Here is a 23713-nt window from a genome sequence, read left to right as displayed (position 1 = left end):
CACCTCCGCTCGGATGTTCCCATTGTCACTCAGCGCCGCGGTGGTGGCCAGCATCGCCGAGATTGAGTACCCGACTACTCGTGTTCTCGCCGCCCAGGCGCAGCACCGTGGAGGTATGACGGAACCACCGGCAAGCTTGCACGGCCGCCTCTACCTGCTGGCATTCGATCGTGACCGGGGCCGGTTCGGCAGCCGTGACCCGGCGCTGCTGGTCATCGCTCTGCGCGCGGCGAAGGTGACCGATCTCTACCTCAGCGGCCACCTCGTCGACCGGGGTGGCCGGCCCTACCCTGGGCGGGCGGAGGGCCCGGGTGACCCGGTGCTCAACGGGGCCGTCGCGCAGTTCGGCTTCACCACGCAGGTGAGCTGGGACGATGCGGTCACCCGCTCCAACCAGGGCACGACCGCCATGGTCCGTCAGCAACTTCAGGCCGGCGGTTGGTTGCGGCCCCGCGTACACCACGTCCCCGGGCTGTCCGCCGCGACCTGTCTCGAACCGCGTGACGAGGAGATGGTCGCCGAGCTGGCCGGACTGGTCGGCCGGACGCTGGAGCAGGCCATCGCGGGGCAGACGGTCGAGCCGCGGCTGCTGGCGCTCGGCCTGATCGCTGTGCTGGCCGACCTGCCGTGTGTGAGGACCTTCGGTGGGGATGCCCGCCGAAGCCCTCGCCTGTCGGAGTTGGTGCAGGCCGCGGGCCCGCCACTGCAGGCGTTGAGCAGGGTCGTCGAGAGCTATCGCAGCACGTCGCGGTCCTGCGACGGCGACACCGACGCGCGTAACGGGGCGGGCTTCGTCATCCTCTGGTGAGAAGCCTTGACGACATACCCCCCAGGGGTATAGTCGACGGCATGAACACCACCGACCTTCAGTTGAGGGGCATGAGCTGCGCGTCGTGCGCGGCCAAGATCGAGCGCAGCCTCAACAACCTGGACGGCGTAAACGCGACGGTGAACTTCGCCGTCGAGCAGGCGCACGTCCAACACGGGCCGCAGGTGTCCGAACACGACCTCATCCACGCCGTGGAATCCACCGGCTACCACGCCTCGGTCATCGACCACTCCGGTCACATGAACCACTCCGATCACATGAACCACGACGTCCCGGCCGACCAACTGAGGCCGCGGCTCATCGGCTCGGCAATCCTGGCGGTGCCGGTCGTCGCTATCTCGATGGTCATGCCCTGGCAGTTCCCCGGCTGGCAGTGGGTGGTGTTGGCGCTGGCGACGCCGATCGTGTTCTGGGGCGGCTATCCGTTCCACAAGGCAGCCATCAACAGCGCGCGGCACGGCTCGTCGACCATGGACACCCTGGTGTCGATCGGCACGCTGGCGGCCTACCTGTGGTCGGTGTTCACCGTCGTGACGGGGACGGCGCAGCACGGGCACGGCCACGTGTACTTCGAGGTGGCCGCCGCGGTGACCGTCTTCCTGCTGGCCGGCCGGTATGCGGAGGCCAAAGCCAAGCGGTCGGCGGGCGCGGCGTTGCGGGCGCTGCTGTCGCTGGGGGCCAAGGACGCCGTCGTGCTGCGCGATGACACCGAGGTCCGCATCCCCGCCGAGGAACTGCGGGTCGGTGACGTGATCGTGGTGCGCCCCGGGGAACGAGTCGCCACCGACGGAGTGGTCGTCGACGGCGCCTCGGCGCTGGACATTTCGGCGATGACAGGTGAGTCGGTGCCGGCCGACGTCCGGACCGGCGACGAGGTGCTCGGTGGATCGGTCAACACCTACGGGCGAATTCTGTTGCGCGCCAACCGGGTTGGTTCCGACACGCAGCTGGCCCGGATGGCTCGGATGGTTGCCGACGCCCAGGGCGGCAAGGCGTCGATCCAGCGACTGGCCGACCGGGTGTCGGCGGTGTTCGTGCCGGTGGTGCTCGGGATCGCCGCGGTGACATTGGCGGGCTGGTTGGTGTCCGGGCATTCGGTGGCGTCGGCGTTCACCGCCGCGGTGGCGGTGCTGATCATCGCCTGCCCGTGCGCTCTGGGGCTGGCCACCCCGACGGCCATCCTGGTCGGCACCGGCCGCGGCGCCCAGCTCGGCGTGCTGATCAAGGAGCCGCAGGTGCTCGAGACGGTCACCGGTATCGATACCGTCGTGCTGGACAAGACCGGCACGGTGACGACGGGCACGATGAGCGTCGCCGAGGTCGAGGGCGCCGATGCCGATGTCGTGCTGGCTCGGGCGGCGGCCGTCGAATCGGCGTCCGAGCACCCGGTGGCCGCCGCGATCGTGGCCGCGGCCCGCGAGCGCGGGCTCACCGTCGCGCCGGTCAGCGACTTCGTCAACGAACCGGGCACCGGTGTGCGCGGGGTCGTCGACGGGGTGACGGTGCGGGTGGCCAGGGCATCGGACGACGACGGGCGCACCAGCGTCGCGGTGAGCTGGGATGGTCACCAGCAGGGCGTGATCCGGCTGGTCGATTCCGTGAAGCCGACCAGTGCCGAGGCGATCGCCGAGCTCAAGTCCATGGGGATCACCCCGGTGCTGCTGACCGGTGACAACGCCGCGGTGGCGAAGCGGGTGGCCGCCGAGGTGGGTATCGCCCCCGGCGACGTGATCGCCGGCGTGCTGCCCTCGGAGAAGGCCGACGCCATCAAGCGCCTGCAGGATCAGGGCCGCAAGGTCGCGATGGTGGGCGACGGCGTCAACGACTCGGTGGCACTGGCCACCGCGGATGTCGGCATGGCGATGGGCACCGGCACCGACGCCGCCATCGAGGCCGGTGACATCACGCTGGTGCGCGGGGACCTGCGGACGGTGCCGACGGCGTTGCGGTTGTCGGCGCGCACGCTGCGGATCATCAAGCAGAACCTGTTCTGGGCGTTCGGGTACAACGTCGCGGCCATCCCGCTGGCGGCGCTCGGACTGCTCAATCCGATGATCGCCGGCGCGGCGATGGCGTTCTCCTCGGTGCTCGTGGTGACCAACAGCCTGCGCCTCAAGCGGTTTCGCTGACCGCCTCCCTCGCCCAAACGTCGGTTTCGCCGAGGAAGTGCGAGCAGATCCCGACATTTCGTCGATCTCGGCGCAGGGATGGTGCGTGACGTCGGTCACCAGCGGTTGGTACAAAGTGCGGAATCTGTAACACTGTTCCACATGACGGAGCTTGCCGAACCGACGTCGGCCACCGACGCCCTGCCGCTGGGCCCGCAGTCACTGGTGTGGCGCTACTTCGGGGACAACCGCATGCCGCTGATCGGGCCGCGTCCCGCGGTGCTGCAGAACATGCTCGCCGAGCTCGGCCAGGGGGTGTTCGACCACTCGGTGTGGTTCGCTGACACCGCCGCTCGGATCAAGCGCTCACTGCCGCCGATCTTCATGACCGTCTACGGCAGCGACGACGACAACGCCGGCCCGCGGGTCCGCGACTTCCACGTCAACATCAAGGGCGACATGCCAGAGGGCGGCCGCTATCACGCGCTGGATCCCGACACCTACTACTGGGCGCACGCCACCTTCTTCGACCAGGCCCTCTACTTCGCCGACACCTTCGTCAAGCGCCTCACTCGCGCCGAGAAGGAGCAGATGTATCTGGAATCCAAGACCTGGTACCGGCGCTACGGGGTCAGTGATCGCCCGATGCCCGCCGACTACGCCGAGTTCGAGCGCTACTGGGACCGCATGATCAACGAGGTGCTCGTCGCCCACCCCACCGCCAAATACGGCGTCGGCTACGTCACCAAAGGCTTCCCCAGACCCAAAGCGGTCCACCCGCTGGTGTGGCGTCTGGTGGCGCCGGTGTTCAACCCGGTGGCGGCGTTCCTGACCACCGGCGGCATGCCGCCGCGCACCCGCGAGGTACTCGGGCTGCCGTGGAGCGAGCGCAAGGAACGCAACTATCAACGTTTCGCCGCGCTGTGGCGCTCGCGCCCGGTGAACTGGCTATGGGATCATCTGCCGATGAAGGTGCGCTACAACGGTTATGCCAGAGCCGGTTTCGCGCGTGCAGGGCATGCCTGACCTGTCGACGGAAGCCATTCTCGACGCCGCGCTCGTCGAGTTCGACCGGCACGGTATCCGCCGCGTCGCCCTCGACGACGTCGCCCGCCGTGCGGGCGTGAGCCGCACCACCATCTACCGCCGGTTCGCCAACAAGGACGACCTCGTCGCCGCCGTCATGGATCGGGAGAACGTGCGATTGTTCTCCGGCATCGCTGAGGAACTCAAAGACGCACGGCCACAGAGCAATTACTACGTCGAGGCGTTCACCCAGGCCATCCTGCGCAGCCGCGAACACCGGGTGCTGCACCGGATGGTCCTCGACGAGCCCGCGCTCACCCTGGAACTGGCCCGCACCCATTACGCGGCCGCGGTCATGCGTATCGAACAGGCCCTGCAGGTGATCTTCCCGGCCGGTTTCGCCGACCGCATCGGCCCGCAGGCCGTTCACGACCTCGCCGACTGCATCTGGCGTTACGCACTGATGATCCAGCTGCTACCCAGCGCCGAGCCGGTGGAGACCGCCGACGACATCCGGGCTTTCGCCACCAAGCATTTCCTGCCCAGCCTGCCCGAGGCGCTGCGCGCGGTGCCTGTCTAGTCGTTACCGGGGCAGTCGAGGTCGACGTAGGCCGTACCGAACTTGTTGGGGCCCAGCGCGGTTTGATGCACGGCAGTGACTGTGCATTGCGCGAGCGCCCCGTTGGGCTGGCCGTTGAGTTGTACGTCGTAGCCCTGCCCCTGCAGTTCGCTGATGATGTCGACCGCCGAGTTCGTGGTTCTGGCGGCGGCACTCGCAACTCCCGCCGAGGTGGTCACCGCCGCGAGCACTGCTGTCATGATCTCAATTGTCTTGCTGCACTTGTTCATACACCTAGATAGCTGACGGGGTTACAGTTCAGGCCGGCTGACTGGGCGGCGCAAGCACCTCGATGACGCCATCTCTTTCGCGTACTTCGAAGTGCGGCAGCGGTTTCGGCGCGATGGGCAACGCGTGAGTCAAGACCTGGCCGGCGGGGGAGAAGGACGTCGAATGGCAGGGGCAGCGCAGCCTGTCCGAACTCTGGTCGAACCACAGCTTGCAACCCTGATGGGTGCACACTCCGGACACCGCTTCGACGCGACCCCCGGTGCGGCGGACGAAGCCGCTGACCGAACCCAGGTCGAACGCGTGGACTGCGCCCTCGGCCAGTGCGGAACTGTCGGTGATGGTCTCCCATGACCCGTCGGTGGGAATCATCTCCGCCGTGCCCTCGGATGCGACGTCGTTGTCGGCGGTGACTCCGACGAACAACCGGTCCACCGATACCGCGGCCACCGCCGCGGTGGCCGCAGCGGCCGTCCCGACGATCACCTGGCGACGAGTGGCTACCGAGACGCGATCTGGCTGAGGTGCTTTCGGATCAGAGCTCGGGCTCGAGCCATCCTGTGCCAGTATCGCTTTGAGGCCGGCGATGAACTCCGGACGAGGCTCGTCGGCTCCCTCCCGGGCAGCCGTCAATGAGATGGCCGTGCTGATCTGCGCGGCCTCGAAGTCGTCCGGCGTGAATCGCCTGGGACGGCGCCCGGCGACCAGGTCGTCGATGTAGTTGTGCACCTCGCGCTGGCTCATCGCTGCGCTCCTTCGTCGATCTGCGCGGCCAACCGAAGTGCGCGGTGCTGCAGCACCTTGGCGTTGGCGACACTCACACCGAGCTCACCGGCAGTATCGCGCACCGAAAGGCCATGGAGGAAACGATATTCCAGTACCTGCCGGTACCTGTCCGGCAGTGCGGCCAGCACGGCGGCGACCCGCTGGGGAGCGCTGCTCACCTCGGCTGGGGCCTCCACCACGGCGGGAACCTCGGCGATGGTGGTGATCTCGCGGGCCATGGTGGCGCGCCAGTGCGCCGCCAGCACAGTGCGGGCCGTCGCGAGCAGGTAGGCCCGTACCTCGGGCACGCTCGCAGTCAGCCGCAGCGGGCGCATCGCGCTCAGGAACACCTCGGAGGTCAGATCCTCTGCGTCGGCCCGGTTGCCTACCCGACCGAAAATCGTTCGGTACAACCACACCACGTTGTCTTCGTACACCGCCTCCCAGTCCGGATAGCGCTCGTCAGACACCAGGCGCAAAGCACCTCGCGACCGTCGATCGTCGTGCGCGGGCATACTTCCGCCTCTCGTCACATGTTCTAGATATGGCGGGGGGTTACACGCCGCGGCGGTGTAACTACCGACCTACCTCTTGATGAGACGTACCGCGCTACCGAGATGGTTCAGTCCAGGAGGAAATGATCATGAAAACACCACAGCGCCAAAGGTCTGTCGCGCTGACCGCGATCGTGGTGGCCGCGCTCGCCGGCTGCGCACCGACCGGCGGCGCCCCGCCGCCGACGGTCGACTTCGGCGCCAACGGCGGAACATCGGTCGGAATGCCGGGAATGACGGCGATGCCGTCGGCGCCCCCGACGGCTCCGGCGACAGCTTCGTCGGCCGCGCCGCAGGCCCCGGTGGGCGGCACCGCGGTGACCATCACCAATTTCGCCTTCGTCCCGGCCGCGCTCACCGTCACGGTGGGCGCCACCGTGACGTGGTCCAATCACGACGAGGAGCCGCACACCGTTGCCGCCGATGACGGGTCGTTCCACTCGCCCGGAATGGACACCAACGGCACCTACAGCTATACCTTCACCAAACCCGGCAGCTATAGCTACATCTGCAGCATCCATCCGTTCATGCACGGCACCGTGGTGGTGACGCCATGACCGGCGAGCAGGATCCCCGCGAGATGACCCGCCGTCAGCTCATCCGCCACGGTGCCTGGTTCGGGGCCGCCGTCGGCATCGCCGTCGTGGGCGGCGAGGTGCTGTCCCATGTCGCGCCGGCCCCGGCGACCGAGGCCACTCGCCCGACTCTGCGCTTCGTGCAGATCAGCGACAGTCACATCGGTTTCACCGGCACCGCCAATCCCGATGTCACCGCGTCCTTCGGTCGCGCGATCGACCAGATCAACAACCTCGGCTACACGCCGGACTTCGTCATCCACACCGGTGACCTGACCCATCTGGCCACCCCTGCACAGTTCGACCAGGTCAAACAGATGATGAGCGGGATCAACACCCCGCACGTGTTCACCGTTCCGGGCGAGCACGACTCGGTCGACGACGCCGGCCAGAAGTATCGCGCGGCGTTCGGCGCCGGATCGCGCGGCGACGGGTGGTACAGCTTCGACGTCGCCGGTGTCCACGTCATCGGACTGGTCAACACCTTGAACCTGAAGAAGCTTGGCCACCTCGGGGCCGATCAGCTCGATTTCATCGAGAAGGACCTGGCGCCGTTGTCGGCGGACACCCCGATCGTCGTCTTCAGCCACATCCCGCTGTTCGCGATGTACCCGGACTGGGGCTGGGGCACCGACGACGCCACGCAGGCGCTGAGCCACCTGCGCCGGTTCGCGTCGGTCACCTGCCTCAACGGCCATGTGCACCAACTCTTTTCCAAGACCGAAGACAATGTGACGTTCTACAGCGCCACCACCACCGCCTACCCGCTGCCGCACCCCGGCGACGGTCCGGCGCCCAAGCCGCTCACCCTGCCTGCCGCTCAACTCCACGACGCGCTGGGAATCCGCGAGGTCTGCTACCTGCGTGGGCAGCAAGCGCTGGCACTGAAGGAGGAGAGACTGCGATGAGAAGGCTCCTGGACCTCGGCATCGGGCTGACCCTGTTGGTGAGCGCCGCCGCCCACGGTTACCTGTATCTGCACGGTTACCGGCACCTTCCGATGGTCGGTATCGGGTTCCTCGTGCTGACAAGCGCATTCGTCTCACTCGCGGTCCTCATCGCACTGGGTGGACCGCGGTGGCTCCATGCTGCGGCGGTTGCGGGATCGCTTGCGGCGATTGTCGCCTTCGCGCTGTCGCGCACCGTGGGGCTGCTCGGTTTCGTCGAGCACGGCTGGCAGCCCGCGCCGTATGCGGCGATCAGCGTGGGTGCAGAGGTGCTCACCGTGGTGCTGGGCGCCGTCGCGCTCGGGCGCCGACGACACCGTCGGGTGGCGCTCTTGCCTACCGGATAGGCCGGGGTTAAAGTCTTCCCACGAAGAATTCCTCACCCGTGGAATTCAGTGCCTCGAGCAGCAGGAGACTGGGTTGACGGCTAGGCGCGTCCACGCCGGGCGGCGACCGGGGGCAACCACCACCCGTGCGCTCATCGAGGATGCTGCCCGCAAGCAGTTCGCCGAGCAAGGCTACGACCGCACCTCGATCCGATCGGTCGCCAAACAGGCCGGCGTGGACCCGGCGCTGGTCACCCACTTCTTCGGCAAGAAGTGGGAACTCTTCCTGGCCGTCGTGGAACTGGTGATCGATCCGCCCACGCTCATCGAGACCGTCGTGACCGGTGATCAATCCCTGGTGGGCCTGCGGTTGGCCAACGCCCTTGTCGACATCCTCGATGACGAGAGCCGTCGGGGCCGGATGCTGAGCATGATGCGCGCCGCCACCTCCGAGCCCGCCGCGGCGGTGCTGGTTCGTGACTTCCTGACCCGTAACGTGCTGCAGCCCATCGCTGATCGGCTCGGCGTGCCCGACTCGGAGTATCGCGCCGCGCTGGTGATGTCGCAGGTCGTCGGCTTCACCATGGCCCGCTACATCGTGGGTCTGGAACCGCTGGCGAAGCGGCCGCGGGACAAGGTGATCGCTGATCTGGCTGCGACGTTTCAGCGCTACCTGCGCGGGGAGCTCGGACCGTGACAGGCAACAGGATCTCGATCGGCCGTCTGCTCGCCCGCCGCTGGACGGTGTTGGTCGCGGTGGTGGTGATCGCGGTAGCGGGTTTCTGCGTGTACCGGCTGCACGGCATCTTCGGTTCGCACAACAACGTCTCGGCCGGTGGTGCCCTGCCCAACGACAACACCGCGGCGACCCCCAAACGTGTTCTCATCGAGGTCTTCGGCGCACCGGGTTCGGTTGCGACGATCAGCTACCTCGACATCAACGCACAGCCGCAGAAGGTCGTCGACGCTGCCCTGCCGTGGTCCTACGACGTCACAACAACCCAGCCCGGGGTGTTCACCAACGTTGTGGCCCAGGGCAATAGCGATTCCCTCGGCTGCCGGATCACGATCGACGGGCAGGTCAAGGACGAGAGAACGGTCAACACCCTCAACGCCTACACCTACTGCCTGGAGAAGTCCGGATGACCGAGCAGCGAGCTGACGACACGGTGCTCAAGATCGCCCGCGGCATTCGCCGGTTCTCGGTTCCGATCGTGCTGCTGTGGCTGCTCATCGCCGCGACGACCAATGTGTTCGTGCCGCTGCTGGAAGATGTCGGCAAAGCCCACAACGTCTCGTTGATCTCACAGGACTCGCCGTCACTGCAGGCGATGAAGCGTATCGGCAAGGTGTTCGAGGAGTACGACTCGGACAGCGTGGCGATGATCGTGCTCGAAGGCGATCAGCCGCTTGGGCCCGACGCGCACCAGTACTACGACACCCTGGTCCGAAAGCTGATCGCCGACACCAAGCACGTCGAGCACATCCAGGACTTCTGGGGCGACCCGCTCACGGCGGGGGCAGCGCAGAGCAACGACGGCAAGGCCGCCTACGTCCAGGTGAATCTGGCTGGCAATCAGGGTGATTCGCTGTCGCTGCAATCGGTCGAGGCAGTCCGCCATGTCGTTGACACCACTGCGCGCCCCAAAGGCGTCACCACCTACGTCACCGGCGCGGCGCCGTTGTTCGCCGATCAGCTCTCCGTCGGCAGCGCGGGCATCGGCAAGGTCACCGTCATCACCATCGTCGTGATCATGGCCATGCTGCTGTTCATCTACCGGTCCATCTCGGCGGCGGTGGTGACGTTGCTGACGGTGCTCGTCGAGTTGTCGGCGGCGCGCGGCATCGTCAGCCTGCTAGCCAGCTCGGGGATCATCGGCCTGTCCACCTTCGCGACGAACCTGCTCACCCTGCTGGTGATCGCGGCAGGCACCGACTATGCGATCTTCCTGGTCGGTCGCTACCACGAGGCCCGCCAGAACGGCGAGGACCGCGAAAACGCTTTCTACACAATGTATCGCGGGACGGCACACGTGATCCTGGGCTCCGGGCTGACGGTGGTCGGCGCGGTCTTATGCCTGAGCTTCACCAGGTTGCCCTACTTCCACAGCATGGGTCCGCCCGCCGCGATCGGTGTGGCGGTCGCGTTGGCGGCCGCGCTGACGCTGGCGCCCGCCGTGCTGACAGTCGCCTCGCTGTTCGGTCTGCTGGAGCCGCGGCGATCGATGCGCACCCGGACCTGGCGGCGCATCGGGACCGCTGTGGTGCGCTGGCCCGGACCCATCCTGGTGGTTAGCGTCGGGGTGGCCCTGATCGGTTTACTTGCCCTGCCCGGTTACAAGACCAGCTACGACCAGCGCCGGTATCTGCCGTCCAGCGCCCCGGCCGTCGCCGGCTACGCCGCGGCCGAGCGGCATTTCTCGCAGGCCCGGCTCAACCCCGAACTGCTGATGGTCGAAACCGACCACGACATGCGCAACCCGGCCGACATGATCCTGCTGGAACGAGTGGCCAGGGCCATCTTCCACACACCTGGCATCGCCGAGGTGCAGTCGATCACCCGCCCGCTGGGCACCCCGCTGGACCATACGTCGCTCGGCTTCCAGCTCAGCGCGCAGAGCGTCGGCCAGATCGAGAACCTTCCTTTCCAGCAATCCCGGGCGGCGGACATCCTCAAACAGGTCGCCGAGATCGACACCTCCATCGACACCCTCAAGCAGCAACTGACGTTGCAGCAGCAGGCCAACGAGGCCACCGACGAGCAAGCCAAGGCGTTCCACCAGACTGTTGCGATCGCCGAGGATCTGCGCAACAAGATCGCCAACTTCGACGACTTCTTCCGCCCGCTGCGCAACTACTTCTACTGGGAGCCGCACTGTTTCGACATTCCGGCCTGCGCGGCGCTGCGGTCGGTCTTCGATGCCCTCGACGGTCTGGACGCGCTCACCGACCAGTTGGGTAACGTGACGGCCAGCCTCGACAAGTTGACCGCTCTGCAGCCGAAGTTGCTTGCCCTGATCCCGACCCAGATCGCCAGCCAGCAAGCCAACCGCGATCTGGCAATGACCAACTACGCCACCAACTCCGGGATTACCGCCAACAGCGAGGCGAACCTGCAGAACGCGACGGCTATGGGGCAGGCCTTCGACGCCGCCAAGACCGACGACTCGTTCTATCTGCCACCAGAGGTGTTCAGCAACCCCGAGTTCCAGCGCGGGCTCAATCTGTTCCTCTCCCCGGACGGCAAGGCCGCCCGCATGATCATCACCCATGACGGCGATCCCGCCACCCCCGAGGGGATCGCTCACATCAACGCAATCCGTGCGGCCGCAAAGGATGCCGTCAAAGGCACTCCGCTCGGCAACTCCGACATCTACCTCGGTGGCACGGCGTCGACCTACAAGGACATCAGCGAAGGCGCGAAGTACGACCTGATGATCGCCGCCATCTCGGCGCTCAGCCTCATCCTCCTCATCATGGTGTTCGTGACCCGCAGTCTGGTCGCCGCGATCGTCATCGTCGGAACGGTGGCACTGTCGTTGGGCGCCTCCTTCGGGCTGTCGGTCCTGTTGTGGCAGGACATCCTGGGCATCCCGCTGTACTGGATCGTGCTCGCGCTGTCGGTCATCCTGCTGCTGGCTGTGGGATCGGACTACAACCTGCTTCTCATCTCCCGGTTCCGGGAGGAGATCCACGCCGGGCTGAACACGGGCATCATCCGCGCCATGGTGGGATCGGGCTCGGTGGTCACCTCCGCCGGGCTGGTCTTCGCTGCCACGATGGCCGCGTTCGTGTTCAGCGATCTGCGCGCCATCGGCCAGGTCGGCACCACGATCGCGCTCGGCCTGCTCTTCGACACCCTGATCGTGCGTTCGTTCATGACCCCGTCGATCGCGGCGCTGCTGGGGCGCTGGTTCTGGTGGCCACAACGGGTCCGCCCCCGGCCGGCCAGTCAGATGCTGCAGCCGTACGGCACCCGCGCGTCGGTTCGCCAGCTGCTGCTGTGGGATGACGACGAGGACCCCGGCCTCATAGGTGCCAAGGAGACCCGATGACGCAGAGCCTGTGGGGTGTTCTGACGCTGTTCTCGTACGCCGCGATCTTCTTGTTCTCCGCGTGCGCGTTCGTGTTGGTGCAGCGCCTGCTGCGGCGCGCGCCCACCCCGTTGAGCGAGGAGGTGGGCAGCGCCACCATGGTGCTGGGCAAGGTTCGCAAGAAAGAGCCGATGTCGGCCGACGAACTGGCTTACGCCACGCAGATCATCGACGATCGCCGGTCCTTTCTGGCGTTCTGCATTCCCGCCGCGATCATCTCCGTCGGATGCATCTATGTTTTCGGCAGCCTCGAACAGTTGCACGGTCGTCAGCCGTCCATCCGGACCTTCATCGGGCTGGTCCCGATGCTGGCGGGCACCAACTTGACCATTCAGCTGCTGCGCGTCGCGAAGCTGAAGCGCCGACTGCCCGCGGTCTCAGCCCCTGCGGAGCAGGACCGCGTTCTCGAACGGTAGTGCCGCGAAGATCGGTCGCCACAGCACCGAAACATGCTGGGCTGCTTCAGCTTTGGTCGTCACTCGCGGATCGGAGACGGCGAAGGTCCGCCCGTAGCGTTTGAGCCGGCCGCCTCCGGCGGCGGTGATGTTCTTCAGCCAATCCCGGTCCGGGCCGTACGTCAGCAGAACGGCCACCCCCTCGTCGGTGGTGAACACCATCAGCGGGGTGCGGAACGACCGGCCTGATTTGCGGCCGACGTGCTCGAGAATGCCCATTGTCGGCACGAATCCCGCCCACAGTCGCTGCACCGGGTTGGTCACGTGCCTGTTGAATCGGGCCAACCATTGCGGTAGTTGCATCTGCCCATCACACTCGCAACCTATGGCCTATCTCAAGTCCTCATGGTTCACCACGCGCGTGTTCAACAAGATCGCTATGGCGACCGGCATGTTCGGGACCGAGAGCCTGACCCTGACCGCCCGCAACAGTGGAGCCGTGCAAACGATTCCGGTGATCACCGTCGAGGTGGACGGTACCCGCTATCTGGTGTCCACCCGCGGTGAGTCGCAGTGGGTGAAGAACGTGCGGGCCAACCCAACCGTCACCCTCACCACCAAGTCCGGCGCCACCCCGTACCGCGCTGCGGAAGTGCCGGTGGCACAACGTGACCCGATCCTGAAGGCCTACCGTGTCAAAGCGGGCAAGACGGTCGACGGCTACTTCGCGAAGCTGCCCGACCCGGCCGATCACCCGGTGTTCAGCCTCGTCCCGGCCTGAACCCGGATCGGTTCTGCTCACAGATCGCCATTCGGGCCGAAGAACACGATCTGTGCGCAGACTCGATTCAGCCGAGGGCCAGCGTCAGCCGCCCGTCGCGGGATTCCAGCTCGACCAGTTGCGGGCAGCGGCGCTGTAGTTCGCCGACCAGACGCGCACGCAGCGTGTGCTCGGCCGCCGCACAGTTCTGGCAGGCCCCGCCGAGCGCAATCGTCACCGCGTCGCCGGCCCGTTCAGCCGTCACCGAACCGCCGTGCGAGCGCACGAAGTCACCCACCGACCCGTCCAGCAGATCCGCAGTCACCCGCTCCAGGATCTCCCCGGGCGCCGGCTCCACCACCCACCCGTGCGGGTGCACCAGCGCATCCCGCAACGCCGCCGACACCGCCGGGCCGTGCTCGCGCCATGACAGCCCGTCGCGCAGCCACAGCCACACCGCGGTGTGCTCCACCAGCCCGCCGGTCACAGTGCCGTCGGTGAACAGCCGGCCCAGCTCACCCGGGGCAGCGACCACCCGGCCCGGGGGGACACCGTCGGTACCGACCACCCAGCGCACCGCCTGCGGTTCGCCGGTCACCCGCTCGGCGTGCAGCGCGATCACCACAGCGCCGCCACCACCGACCGCGCCGCGAAGGCCAGCACCCACGCCAGCGCGAACATGTAGGCCCACGCGATGGCAGGCCACTTCCAGGAACCTGTTTCGCGGCGCAGCACACCCACCGTCGACATGCACTGCAGCGCGAACATGAAGAACACCAGCAGCGCGGCGATGGTCGGCGCGTCGAACAGCAGCCGGCCCTGTGACGGGCCGCTCTGCACCCGCATCTGGCGCAGGGATTCGGCGGGATGCTCGGGATCCTGCGCGGCGGCCACCTGGCCGAGCGTGGCGACGAACGTCTCGCGCGCCGCCAGCGAGGACAGCACGCCGATGTTGATGCGCCAGTCGAAGCCCAGCGGATTGAACACCGGCTCGAGCGCACGGCCCACCGAGGCGCCGTAGGAGTGATCCAGCACGTAGGCCGACACCGCTGCAGAATCGGAGGTGTCGATACCGGCGGCCGAGATCTCGGCGTCGTGGCGCAGCGGCAGGTTGAGCAGCACCCACAGCACGACGGTGGTGGTCAGGATGATCGAGGAGACCTTGCGCAGGAACGCCGAGGCCGCCGTCCACACCTCGGCGGCCACGGTTCTGAGCCGCGGCACCTGGTAGGGCGGCATCTCCATGTAGAACGGCAGCGATGCCCCGCCGCGTGAGGTGAACCGTTTGAACACCGCGGCCACTGTCATCGCCGCCAGCGCCCCCAGCAGGTACAGCGCGAACATCACCACGCCACGGGCACTGAACGGCCCGACCCGCGCATCGGCGCTCAGCAGCATGCTGATCAGCAGGATGTACACCGGAAGCCGCGCCGAGCACGTCATCAGCGGCGCGCCCATCATCGTCGCCAACCGATCCTTGGCCGACGGCAGCGAGCGGGTCGCCATGATTCCGGGGATGGCACACGCGACCGACGACAGCAGGGCCACGAACGCGCGGCCCTCCAGCCCGGCTCGCGCCATCACCCGGTCCATCAGGAACGCCGCGCGCGCCAGATACCCGGTGCCTTCCAGCACCGCGATCAAGACGAACAGCAGCACGATCTGGGGCACGAACACCAGCACGCTGCCCACGCCGCCGATGATGGCCTGCGACAGGAATGCCGACAGCCACGAGATGTGAACATGGTTGGCCACCTGGTCGCCCAGCCAGCCGAAGAACTGCGCGACGTAGTCCTGCAGTGGGGCGGCGACGGTGAAGATCGTCTGAAAGAAGACGAACATGGTCAGCAGGAAGATCAGCGTGCCGGCCACCGGGTGCAGCAGCACCGCGTCGATGCGCCGGGTCCGGTGGTCGAGGTCGGGGACTTCGTAGCCCGCGGCGCCCAGCACCGAATCCACCCATGCCGTCACTTCGGTGGTCTCGGTGGGCGGCAGCACCACCGGGGTGCTCCACGACTGGTGGTCGGTCATCGTCGCCCGCAGCGCCTCCACCCCGTCGCGGTGCCCGGCCACCACCGGGATCACCGGAACGCCGATTGCCCGGCTCAGCGCGTTGACGTCCAGCGTGCCGCGCCGTCGTGCGAGGTCGTCGGTGAATGTCAGCACCACGCACACCGGCAGCCCGGTCTGCAGCAACTGGGCCAGCAGTCCCAGCGAGCGGCGCAGCGTGGTGGCGTTGAGCAACACCAGCAGGGCGTCGGGGACGTCGACGCGGGTGTTGTGGTGGTCGGTGTCGAGGACGTCGACGACGATCTGCTCGTCGGGGCTGATCGGGTCGAGGCTGTAGGTGCCGGGCAGGTCTTCGACGACGACGCTCTGCTGGTCGTCCAGGCGCATCCGGCCCTCGAAGCGGGCCACGGTGACCCCGGGATAGTTGCCCGTCTTGGCGTGCAATCCGGTCAATGCGTTGAACAGGGTGGTCTTGCCCGAGTTGGGGCTGCCGACGACGGCGAAGCGGGTGAGCCCGACGTTGGCTTCGGCGGTTCCACCGCCGTGGTGGTGGCCGCTCAATGCACCAGTTTCACGTGGATGCAGCGCGACTGTGTGGCCCGCAGGGCGATCTCGTAGTCGCCGACCCGGAAGATCGCCGGGTCGCGCAGGGGTGCCCGGCGCACCATGGTGACCTCGATGCCGGGGACGATGCCGAGGTCGAAGAATCGGCGTGCGGTGCTCGCTTCGACCTCGTCGCCGTAGCCGACGACCGTGGCGCGCTGGCCGCGGTCGAGGTCGGCCAGGGTGGTCGTGTCGGGGGTGCCCACCTGTGAGCCCGAAGCCAGCTGGCGTCGGCTCATGCGGTCGGACACGGAAGACACGGGTAGAGGATATGCGCAGCCGGCAGCACTATTGCTGGGAGTGACGCGCTGTGACCACGCCCACGTCGGCCCGGGAATTTCTCGTCCCTCGGGATGTGTTCAGACGATTGCACGCTTATATAACGTTGTTCCATAAGGAACAGCGAAGTCCTAACAGGAGGACCGTCTCATGACCGACGTCGTCTTCATCCACGGACTGTGGGTCGCCAGTTCCGCCTGGCAGCCGTGGATCGACCACTTCGCCGCCCAGGGCTACCAGGCGATCGCCCCGGGGTGGCCGGGCGAACATGCCACCGTGGCAGCTACCCGCGAAAACCCCTCTGACCAAGCGGGATTCGGCATCGACGAGCTGACCGGCCACTACGCGAAGATCCTCGACCAGTTCGACACCCCGCCGGTGGTGATCGGTCACTCCTTCGGCGGTCTGATCGCCCAGAAGTTGCTCGAACAGAACAAGGCCGCCGCTGCCATCGCCATCGACCCCGCCCCCATCAAGGGCGTCAAGCCGCTGCCGATCGCGCAGTTGCGCTCGGCTTTCCCCGTCCTGGGTAATCCGCTCAACCGTGGCCGGGCCAAGGGGCTGACCCAGGCGCAGTGGCGCTACGCATTCGGCAACGCGCTCACGCCCGCCGAATCGGACGCGCTGTGGGAGCAGTGGTCCATTCCGTCGCCGGCAAAGCCGCTGTTCCAGGCGGCGGTCGCGAACTTCGCTCCGAGCTCGCCCGCGAAGGTGGACACCGCCAAGAGTGATCGCGGACCGCTGTTGATCACCGCGGGAACGGCCGATCACACCGTGCCCTACGTCAGCGCCAAAGCTAGCCACGGGCTGTACCGGAAATCGGATGCGATCACCGATTTCCACGAGTTCGACGGGCGCGGTCACTCACTGACCATCGATCAGGGTTGGCGCGACGTCGCCGACACCGCCCTGACCTGGCTGGCCGACCGAGGTGCCGCCGGTCGGTCATGACGACGTCACCGCGACGTCGCCGCACCAGCAGCGAACAGGTCTCGGCCGCGGTGCTACACGCGGCCGAGACCGTGCTGGACCGCGACGGAACGGCAGGTGTGACGATCCGGGCCGTCGCCCGCGAAGCCGCAGTCGCGCCCATGAGTGTCTACAACAGGTTCGCCAACAAGGAGGCCCTGCTCGCCGCGCTGGCGATGCGGACACTCGACGACCTGGACGTGGCCATCGAAACGCGCGACGGTGATCCCGTCGAGAGGTTCCGCCAAGCCTGCCGCAACTACCGCACGTACGCGCTGGCCCACCCCGCCCGGTACGGGCTGATCTTCTCGAACGGAAGCCCACTGGAGGGCCAGAACACGCCGGCAGCGGCGCACGGCCAGCCCGTCTTCGCCGTCCTGGTGGATCTGGTCCGCGCGTTTGCCACCGAGGCCGCCGCCGTTAACCCGACCGAATCCGCCCAGTCCGTCTGGAGCGCGGTGCACGGCGCCGTCACCATCGAGATCGCCAGGATCGGTCAGACCCCGAACCCGGCCGCCAGCTTCGAGCATCTGCTCGACCTGTTGGTAGCCGGTCTGGCGTGAGCGGGCCGGTTGCCCCGGCTGCTACACCCTGTAGTTGACCGCCCCGCCGCGGCTGGGACACTGGTGGCCATGAGCAGTACGGACCAGGCCGCGCCGACCGCCGCGTCGGCGAGGTTGTTCGCCGAGGCCTGCGCGGTGATCCCCGGCGGGGTCAACTCCCCGGTGCGGGCGTTCAACTCCGTGGGCGGCACCCCGCGGTACATCACCTCGGCCAAGGGCTACTGGCTGACCGACGCCGACGGCAACCGGTACGTCGACCTGGTGTGCTCGTGGGGCCCGATGATCCTCGGTCACGCGCACCCCGCCGTCGTCGAGGCGGTGCAGCGCGCGGCGGCCAACGGCTTGTCGTTCGGTGCCCCCACGCCGGGGGAGACGGACCTGGCCGCCGAGATCATCGCCCGGGTGGCGCCGGTGGAGCGGGTGCGGCTGGTCAACTCCGGCACCGAGGCCACCATGAGTGCGGTGCGCCTGGCCCGCGGCTTCACCGGCCGCGCGAAGGTGATCAAGTTCTCCGGCTGCTATCACGGCCACGTTGATGCACTGCTGGCCGACGCCGGCTCCGGGGTCGCCACGCTGGGCCTGCCGTCCTCGCCCGGTGTCACCGGTGCCACCGCTGCGGACACCATCGTGTTGCCCTACAACGATATTGCCGCCGTCGAAGAGTCGTTCGCCAAGTTCGGCGACACCATCGCCGCGGTGATCACCGAGGCATGCCCGGGCAATATGGGCGCGGTCGCACCGCTGCCGGGCTACAACGCCGCGCTGCGTCGCATCACCGCTCAATACGGGGCGTTACTGATCGTCGACGAGGTGATGACCGGCTTCCGGATGAGCCGAAGTGGTTGGTACGGAATCGATCCCGTCGACGCCGACCTGTTCACCTTCGGCAAGGTCATGAGCGGCGGGCTGCCCGCCGCGGCGTTCGGCGGTCGCCGCGATGTGATGGAACGGCTGGCGCCGCTGGGCCCGGTCTATCAGGCAGGCACGCTGTCGGGGAACCCGGTCGCAGTGGCCGCCGGGCTGGCCACGCTGAGGCATGCCGACGACGAGGTGTACGCCAAGCTGGATGCCAACGCCGACCGGCTGGCCACCCTGCTCACCGAGGCGCTCACCGAAGCCGGTGTCACCCATCAGGTCCCGCGGGCCGGCAACTTCCTGTCGGTGTTCTTCGCCGACGAGCCGGTCACCGACTTCGCCGCGGCGCGCGCCAGCGAGACCTGGCACTTCCCGGCGTTCTTCCACGCCTTGCTCGCCGGTGGCGTGTACGCGCCGCCGAGTGCCTTCGAAACCTGGTTCGTCTCAGCCGCTTTGGACGACGCCGCATTCGACCGGATCGCGGCTGCCCTGCCGGCGGCCGCCCGTGCCGCGGCGGAGGCCAAGCCGTGAGCACCCGCACCCCATCCGATACGCCGGCCGCAGGCGTCCGGACGGTCGTACACGTGATGCGCCACGGCGAGGTCCACAACCCGCAGGGCATCCTCTACGGCCGCCTGCCGGACTTTCACCTCTCCGATCGCGGCCGCGCCCAGGCGCAGGCGGTGGCGAGCTGGCTGGCCAGCCGTGACATCGTCTACGTCGTCGCCTCTCCGCTGGAGCGGGCGCAGGAGACCGCCGCGCCGATCGCCGCCCATCACGGCCTGGCGGTCGACGTCGACGACGAACTCATCGAGTCGCTCAACGTGTTTCAGGGCCAGAAGGTGTCCCCGGGAGACGGCGCGCTGCGCGACCCGCGCAACTGGTGGCATCTTCGCAACCCGCGCCAGCCGACCTGGGGCGAGCCCTACCACCAGATCGCCGTGCGGATGAAGGCCGCCGTCGACCGGGCCAGGGCCAAGGCCACCGGCCACGAGGCGGTGTGCGTCAGCCACCAGCTGCCCGTCGAGACGCTGCGCCGGGCCATGAATGACCTTCCGCTGCACCACTTTCCCACCCGGCGGCTGTGCAACCTGGCGTCGTTGACGTCGTTCTACTTCGACGGCGACGACTACGTCGGCTGGGGTTACGCGGAGCTCGGCGGGCAGTGAAGCGGCTGGCGGTCCTCCTGGTGGCGGCGGCTGTACTGGCCGGCTGCTCCACCGGTGACGACGCCGTCGCCCAGGGCGGGACGTTCGAATTCGTCGCGCCGGGCGGCAAGACCGACATCGTCTACGATCCGCCGGCCAGTCGCGGCAAGCCCGGCCCGCTGTCCGGCCCCGAGCTGATGGACCCGTCGAAAACGATCTCGCTGAACGACTTCGCGGGCAAGGTCGTGGTGGTCAACGTCTGGGGTCAGTGGTGTGGTCCCTGCCGTTCGGAGATCACCCAGCTGGAGAAGGTCTACAACCAGACCCGCGACCTCGGGGTGGCCTTCCTCGGAATCGACGTGCGCGACAACGACATCAGCGCACCACAGGATTTCGTCACTGACCGCAAGGTGACGTTCCCCTCGATCTACGACCCGCCGATGCGGACCATGATCGCCTTCGGCGGCAAGTACCCCACCACCGTCATCCCCTCGACCATCGTGCTGGACCGCGAGCATCGGGTCGCCGCGGTGTTCCTGCGTGAACTGCTCGCCGAAGACCTGCTGCCGGTAGTGCAGCGACTCGCCGCCGAGCCGGGACCGAAACCGGCTGCCCCGTGACCGGATTCGCCGAGACCGCCGCCGCGGGCCCGCTGCTGCTGGCCCTGGGCGTCTGCGTGCTCGCCGGGCTGGTGTCGTTCGCCTCGCCGTGCGTGGTGCCGCTGGTGCCGGGCTACCTGTCGTATCTGGCGGCCGTCGTCGGCGTGGACGATATCGACGCGGCCACCGGCCGGGTGGCCCTGAAGACCACCCGCTGGCGGGTGGCCGGATCGGCACTGCTGTTCGTCGCGGGCTTCACCGCCGTCTTCGTGCTCGGCACGGTCGCGGTGCTGGGCATGACGACGGCCTTGATCACCAATCAGGTTCTGCTGCAACGGGTCGGCGGGGTGCTGACCATCGTGATGGGTTTGGTGTTCATCGGGTTCGTCCCCGCGCTGCAGCGCCAGGCCAGGTTCACCCCGCGCCGGCTCGCCGGTCTGGCGGGTGCGCCCCTGCTGGGTGCGGTGTTCGGGCTCGGCTGGACACCCTGTCTGGGGCCCACCCTGACCGGGGTGATCACAGTCGCCTCGGCCACCGACGGTGCCAACGTCGCCCGCGGAGTGCTGCTGGTGATCGCCTACTGCCTCGGCCTGGGCATCCCGTTCGTGCTGCTGGCACTCGGATCAGGCTGGGCCGTCAATGGATTCGGCTGGCTGCGCCGCCACACCCGCGCCATCCAGATCTTCGGCGGTCTGCTGCTCATCGTCGTCGGCCTGGCCCTGGTCACCGGGTTGTGGAACGACTTCGTGTCCTGGGTGCGCGACGCCTTCGTCTCCGACGTGAGGTTGCCGATCTGATGACCACCACCTCACCGCGAGCCGACGCCGCAGAGCCCGAAACGCCGCGGCGTGGCGGGCCGGTGCGTCGGCTCGGGGGAGTCCTGCGCACCCTGTGGCGCGCACTGACCTCGATGGGCACCGCCCTGGTGCTGTTGTTCCTGCTCGCACTGGGCGCCGTCCCGGGTGCACTGCTGCCGCAGCGCAGCCTCAACGAGGCCAAGGTCGAGCAGTACATCGCCGAGCACAACATCATCGGGCCGTGGCTCAACCGGTTGCAGTTCTTCGAGGTGTTCTCCAGCTTCTGGTTCACCGCCATCTACGCGCTGCTGTTCATCTCGCTGGTGGGCTGCCTCACGCCGCGGATGGTCGAACATGTCCGCACCCTGCGCTCGACCCCGGTTCCCGCGCCCCGCAACCTGTCCCGGCTGCCCAAGTATGCGAGCACCGAGCTGGCCGGCACGCCCGACAGCGTCGCGGCGGCGATCACCGGACGGCTGCGGGGCTGGCGGCGCGTCACCCGCCAGACCGACGAGGGTGTGGAGGTGTCGGCTGAGAAGGGCTACCTGCGCGAGTTCGGCAACATCGTCTTCCACTTCTCACTGCTGGGCCTCCTGGTGGCCATCGCGGTCGGCAAGCTGTTCGGCTACGAGGGCAACGTCATCGTCATTGCCAACGGCGGCCCGGGGTTCTGCTCGGCGTCCCCGGCCGCGTTCGACTCGTTCCGCGCCGGCAACAGCGTCGACGGCACCTCGTTGTACCCGATGTGCGTCAAAGTCAACGACTTCCAGGCCAGGTATCTACCCGGCGGGCAGGCCACGTCCTTCGCGTCGGACATCGAGTACCAGGCCGGGGCCGACCTGGCCACCGACGCCTGGCGGCCCTACCGGCTCGAGGTCAACCACCCGCTGCGCATCGGCGGCGACCGGGTGTATCTGCAGGGCCACGGTTACGCACCGACGTTTACCGTCACCTTCCCCAACGGGCAGAAGCGCACCCAGACCCTGCAGTGGCGGCCCGACGACCCGCGCACACTGCTGTCCTCGGGTGTGATCCGCGTCGACCCGCCCGGTGGCATGTATCCCGACGCCGACGAACGCCGCAAGCATCAGCTGGCCATCATGGGTCTGTTCGCGCCGACCGCCGAGTTCGACGGGACCCTGCTGTCGTCGAGCTACCCGGCGCTCAACGACCCTGCCGTGGCCATCGACATCTACCGCGGCGACACCGGCCTGGACACCGGGCGCCCGCAGTCGCTGTTCACCCTCGATCACCGGCTGCTCGAGCAGAAGCGGCTGACCAAGGTCAAGCGGGTCAACCTGCGCAAGGGCGAGGAAGTGCGGCTCGACGACGGCACCGTGGTGAGGTTCGACGGTGCCACCCCGTTCGTCAACCTGCAGGTGTCCCACGACCCCGGCCAGGTGTGGGTGCTGGTGTTCGCGATGTCGATGATGGCCGGGCTGCTGGTGTCGCTGATCGTGCGCCGCCGCAGGGTCTGGGCCAGGATTGAGCCCTCCCCAACACAGCCCGGTACGGTGAATATCGAGCTGGGCGGACTGGCCCGCACCGACAACTCCGGGTGGGGCAGCGAGTTCGAGAAGCTCACCGAGCGGTTATTGACCGACGTGCCGGACGCGGCGCCGTCGCAAGAGAAGGTCTGAGAGCGTGAATACCGAACACATCGACATCGGCCTGGCCCGGTACTCCGACTGGGCGTTCACCTCATCGATCGTCGTCCTGGTCGGTGCACTGCTGCTGCTGGCCGTCGAGCTGGCCTACAGCCGCGGCCGCAAGGTCGAAGCCCGGGAACTGGTGGCGGCCGGCACAGGAGCGGTCAGTGCCGACAGCGACCGGCCCGGTGTGGTGGTCGACGCCCCCACACTGTCGACCGACGAGCGCATCGGCAAGGCCGGTCTGGCCCTGGTCTACGTCGGCATCGCGCTGTTGTTCGCCTGCATCGTGCTGCGCGGCCTGGCCACCATGCGGCCCCCGTGGGGCAACATGTACGAGTTCATCAACCTGACCAGCTTCTGCGGTCTGGTGGCGGCCGCGGTCGTGCTGCGCAAGCCGCAGTTCCGTGCGCTGTGGGTGTTCGTCCTGGTTCCGGTGCTCATCCTGCTGGCGGTGTCGGGCAAGTGGCTCTACACCAACGCCGCGCCCGTCATGCCCGCGCTGCAGTCCTACTGGCTGCCCATCCACGTCTCGGTGGTCAGCCTCGGCTCGGGAGTGTTCCTGGTCGCCGGTGTGGCCAGCATCCTGTTCCTGCTGAAGATGTCGCGGTTCAACGATCCGACGAGTGACGGCACGCTCGCCCGGATCGTGGCGAAGCTGCCCGACGCGCAGACCCTGGACCGCATCGCCTACCGCACCACGATCTTCGCGTTCCCGATCTTCGGGTTCGGTGTGATCTTCGGCGCCATCTGGGCCGAGGAGGCCTGGGGCCGCTACTGGGGCTGGGACCCCAAGGAGACGGTGTCGTTCATCGCGTGGGTGGTCTACGCCGCCTACCTGCACGCCCGCTCGACCGCCGGGTGGCGGGACAAGAAGGCCGCCTGGATCAACGTCGTCGGCTTCGTGGCGATGGTCTTCAACCTGTTCTTCATCAACCTGGTGACCGTCGGCCTGCACTCGTACGCCGGCGTCAGCTGATCGCGGCTAGGGTTTTGACGTACCGCACGAGAATCA

General features: G+C 67.7%; 27 protein-coding genes. 20 read left to right on the top strand and 7 right to left on the bottom strand.

Features of this window, described 5'->3' with window-relative positions; translation table 11 throughout:
* Window positions 1-115 precede the first annotated feature (115 nt).
* From HBE64_RS21085 to HBE64_RS21070, 4 genes are all read left to right on the top strand, one after another.
* Window positions 116-808, top strand: a complete 693-nt coding sequence (locus HBE64_RS21085) for a GPP34 family phosphoprotein (protein WP_167106649.1) — start codon at window positions 116-118, stop codon at window positions 806-808.
* A gap of 41 nt (window positions 809-849) precedes the next feature.
* Entirely contained in the window at window positions 850-2958 is a 2109-nt protein-coding gene (locus HBE64_RS21080) for a cation-translocating P-type ATPase (protein WP_167106648.1), read from the top strand.
* Between the two features lie 141 nt (window positions 2959-3099).
* Complete coding sequence (locus HBE64_RS21075) at window positions 3100-3963, top strand: oxygenase MpaB family protein (RefSeq protein WP_167106645.1); 864 nt, start codon at window positions 3100-3102, stop codon at window positions 3961-3963.
* Window positions 3956-4543, top strand: coding sequence for a TetR/AcrR family transcriptional regulator (locus tag HBE64_RS21070; RefSeq protein ID WP_167106643.1), 588 nt, complete (start codon window positions 3956-3958; stop codon window positions 4541-4543). Before HBE64_RS21075 ends, HBE64_RS21070 begins: the two co-directional genes overlap by 8 nt.
* Here HBE64_RS21070 and HBE64_RS21065 read toward each other — a convergent pair.
* The 3 genes from HBE64_RS21065 to HBE64_RS21055 are packed head-to-tail and all read right to left on the bottom strand — an operon-like array spanning window position 4540 to window position 6090.
* Window positions 4540-4782, bottom strand: coding sequence for a hypothetical protein (locus HBE64_RS21065; RefSeq protein ID WP_167106640.1), 243 nt, complete (start codon window positions 4780-4782; stop codon window positions 4540-4542). The genes HBE64_RS21070 and HBE64_RS21065 overlap by 4 nt on opposite strands.
* 58 nt (window positions 4783-4840) lie before the next feature.
* A complete protein-coding gene (locus HBE64_RS21060) occupies window positions 4841-5554 on the bottom strand; it encodes a Rieske (2Fe-2S) protein (protein ID WP_167106638.1) in 714 nt (237 codons plus the stop codon).
* On the bottom strand, window positions 5551-6090 hold the full coding sequence (locus HBE64_RS21055; RefSeq protein ID WP_167106636.1) for an RNA polymerase sigma factor: 540 nt from the start codon (window positions 6088-6090) through the stop codon (window positions 5551-5553). The genes HBE64_RS21060 and HBE64_RS21055 overlap by 4 nt, the downstream gene beginning before the upstream one ends.
* A 128-nt stretch (window positions 6091-6218) precedes the next feature.
* On the opposite strand from HBE64_RS21055, the gene HBE64_RS21050 reads away from it, so the two are divergent.
* The 7 genes from HBE64_RS21050 (at window position 6219) to HBE64_RS21020 (ending at window position 12487) form a co-directional block, all read left to right on the top strand.
* Window positions 6219-6686 (top strand): cupredoxin family copper-binding protein, encoded by a 468-nt coding sequence (locus HBE64_RS21050; protein WP_167106634.1) that lies wholly within the window; start codon window positions 6219-6221, stop codon window positions 6684-6686.
* The gene (locus HBE64_RS21045) at window positions 6683-7612 is read left to right on the top strand and encodes a metallophosphoesterase (protein WP_167106632.1); all 930 of its coding nucleotides are present in this window, start codon (window positions 6683-6685) and stop codon (window positions 7610-7612) included. Before HBE64_RS21050 ends, HBE64_RS21045 begins: the two co-directional genes overlap by 4 nt.
* A complete protein-coding gene (locus tag HBE64_RS21040; protein WP_167106630.1) occupies window positions 7609-7998 on the top strand; it encodes a hypothetical protein in 390 nt (129 codons plus the stop codon). The genes HBE64_RS21045 and HBE64_RS21040 overlap by 4 nt, the downstream gene beginning before the upstream one ends.
* 73 nt (window positions 7999-8071) lie before the next feature.
* On the top strand, window positions 8072-8674 hold the full coding sequence (locus tag HBE64_RS21035; RefSeq protein ID WP_243841404.1) for a TetR family transcriptional regulator: 603 nt from the start codon (window positions 8072-8074) through the stop codon (window positions 8672-8674).
* The gene (locus HBE64_RS21030; RefSeq protein ID WP_243841403.1) at window positions 8671-9123 is read left to right on the top strand and encodes an MmpS family transport accessory protein; all 453 of its coding nucleotides are present in this window, start codon (window positions 8671-8673) and stop codon (window positions 9121-9123) included. The genes HBE64_RS21035 and HBE64_RS21030 overlap by 4 nt, the downstream gene beginning before the upstream one ends.
* On the top strand, window positions 9120-12032 hold the full coding sequence (locus tag HBE64_RS21025; protein WP_167106626.1) for an RND family transporter: 2913 nt from the start codon (window positions 9120-9122) through the stop codon (window positions 12030-12032). Before HBE64_RS21030 ends, HBE64_RS21025 begins: the two co-directional genes overlap by 4 nt.
* Window positions 12029-12487 (top strand): hypothetical protein, encoded by a 459-nt coding sequence (locus tag HBE64_RS21020; protein ID WP_167106623.1) that lies wholly within the window; start codon window positions 12029-12031, stop codon window positions 12485-12487. The genes HBE64_RS21025 and HBE64_RS21020 overlap by 4 nt, the downstream gene beginning before the upstream one ends.
* Here the strand turns inward: HBE64_RS21020 and HBE64_RS21015 are convergent.
* Window positions 12449-12829, bottom strand: coding sequence for a nitroreductase family deazaflavin-dependent oxidoreductase (locus tag HBE64_RS21015; protein WP_167106621.1), 381 nt, complete (start codon window positions 12827-12829; stop codon window positions 12449-12451). The genes HBE64_RS21020 and HBE64_RS21015 overlap by 39 nt on opposite strands.
* A gap of 22 nt (window positions 12830-12851) precedes the next feature.
* Between HBE64_RS21015 and HBE64_RS21010 the strand changes: the two genes are divergently transcribed.
* Window positions 12852-13247: a nitroreductase/quinone reductase family protein gene (locus HBE64_RS21010; RefSeq protein ID WP_167106619.1), complete on the top strand. Its 396-nt coding sequence runs from the start codon at window positions 12852-12854 to the stop codon at window positions 13245-13247.
* A gap of 67 nt (window positions 13248-13314) precedes the next feature.
* On the opposite strand, the gene HBE64_RS21005 is transcribed toward HBE64_RS21010, so the two are convergent.
* The 3 genes from HBE64_RS21005 to HBE64_RS20995 are packed head-to-tail and all read right to left on the bottom strand — an operon-like array spanning window position 13315 to window position 16099.
* Window positions 13315-13893, bottom strand: coding sequence for a NifU family protein (locus HBE64_RS21005; protein WP_167106617.1), 579 nt, complete (start codon window positions 13891-13893; stop codon window positions 13315-13317).
* Window positions 13845-15797, bottom strand: coding sequence for a ferrous iron transporter B (locus tag HBE64_RS21000; RefSeq protein ID WP_167106615.1), 1953 nt, complete (start codon window positions 15795-15797; stop codon window positions 13845-13847). The genes HBE64_RS21005 and HBE64_RS21000 overlap by 49 nt, the downstream gene beginning before the upstream one ends.
* Entirely contained in the window at window positions 15794-16099 is a 306-nt protein-coding gene (locus tag HBE64_RS20995) for a FeoA family protein (protein ID WP_208300519.1), read from the bottom strand. The genes HBE64_RS21000 and HBE64_RS20995 overlap by 4 nt, the downstream gene beginning before the upstream one ends.
* A gap of 169 nt (window positions 16100-16268) precedes the next feature.
* Between HBE64_RS20995 and HBE64_RS20990 the strand changes: the two genes are divergently transcribed.
* The 8 genes from HBE64_RS20990 (at window position 16269) to ccsB (ending at window position 23677) form a co-directional block, all read left to right on the top strand.
* Window positions 16269-17069: an alpha/beta hydrolase gene (locus HBE64_RS20990; protein WP_167106613.1), complete on the top strand. Its 801-nt coding sequence runs from the start codon at window positions 16269-16271 to the stop codon at window positions 17067-17069.
* The gene (locus HBE64_RS20985) at window positions 17066-17650 is read left to right on the top strand and encodes a TetR/AcrR family transcriptional regulator (RefSeq protein ID WP_167106611.1); all 585 of its coding nucleotides are present in this window, start codon (window positions 17066-17068) and stop codon (window positions 17648-17650) included. Before HBE64_RS20990 ends, HBE64_RS20985 begins: the two co-directional genes overlap by 4 nt.
* 69 nt (window positions 17651-17719) lie before the next feature.
* Window positions 17720-19036, top strand: a complete 1317-nt coding sequence (hemL, locus tag HBE64_RS20980; RefSeq protein ID WP_167106609.1) for a glutamate-1-semialdehyde 2,1-aminomutase — start codon at window positions 17720-17722, stop codon at window positions 19034-19036.
* 56 nt (window positions 19037-19092) lie between these two features.
* Entirely contained in the window at window positions 19093-19674 is a 582-nt protein-coding gene (locus tag HBE64_RS20975; protein WP_167109513.1) for a histidine phosphatase family protein, read from the top strand.
* Window positions 19671-20273, top strand: coding sequence for a TlpA disulfide reductase family protein (locus tag HBE64_RS20970; protein WP_167106606.1), 603 nt, complete (start codon window positions 19671-19673; stop codon window positions 20271-20273). Before HBE64_RS20975 ends, HBE64_RS20970 begins: the two co-directional genes overlap by 4 nt.
* Window positions 20270-21049, top strand: a complete 780-nt coding sequence (locus HBE64_RS20965; RefSeq protein ID WP_167106604.1) for a cytochrome c biogenesis CcdA family protein — start codon at window positions 20270-20272, stop codon at window positions 21047-21049. The genes HBE64_RS20970 and HBE64_RS20965 overlap by 4 nt, the downstream gene beginning before the upstream one ends.
* 92 nt (window positions 21050-21141) lie before the next feature.
* Entirely contained in the window at window positions 21142-22689 is a 1548-nt protein-coding gene (locus HBE64_RS20960; RefSeq protein ID WP_167109511.1) for a cytochrome c biogenesis protein ResB, read from the top strand.
* 4 nt (window positions 22690-22693) lie between these two features.
* A complete protein-coding gene (gene ccsB / locus HBE64_RS20955; protein WP_167106601.1) occupies window positions 22694-23677 on the top strand; it encodes a c-type cytochrome biogenesis protein CcsB in 984 nt (327 codons plus the stop codon).
* Window positions 23678-23713 lie beyond the last annotated feature (36 nt).

The sequence above is a fragment of the Mycobacterium sp. DL592 genome, assembly GCF_011694515.1.
Lineage (GTDB): Bacteria > Actinomycetota > Actinomycetes > Mycobacteriales > Mycobacteriaceae > Mycobacterium.
This window is presented reverse-complemented; position numbering and strand designations above follow the sequence as displayed.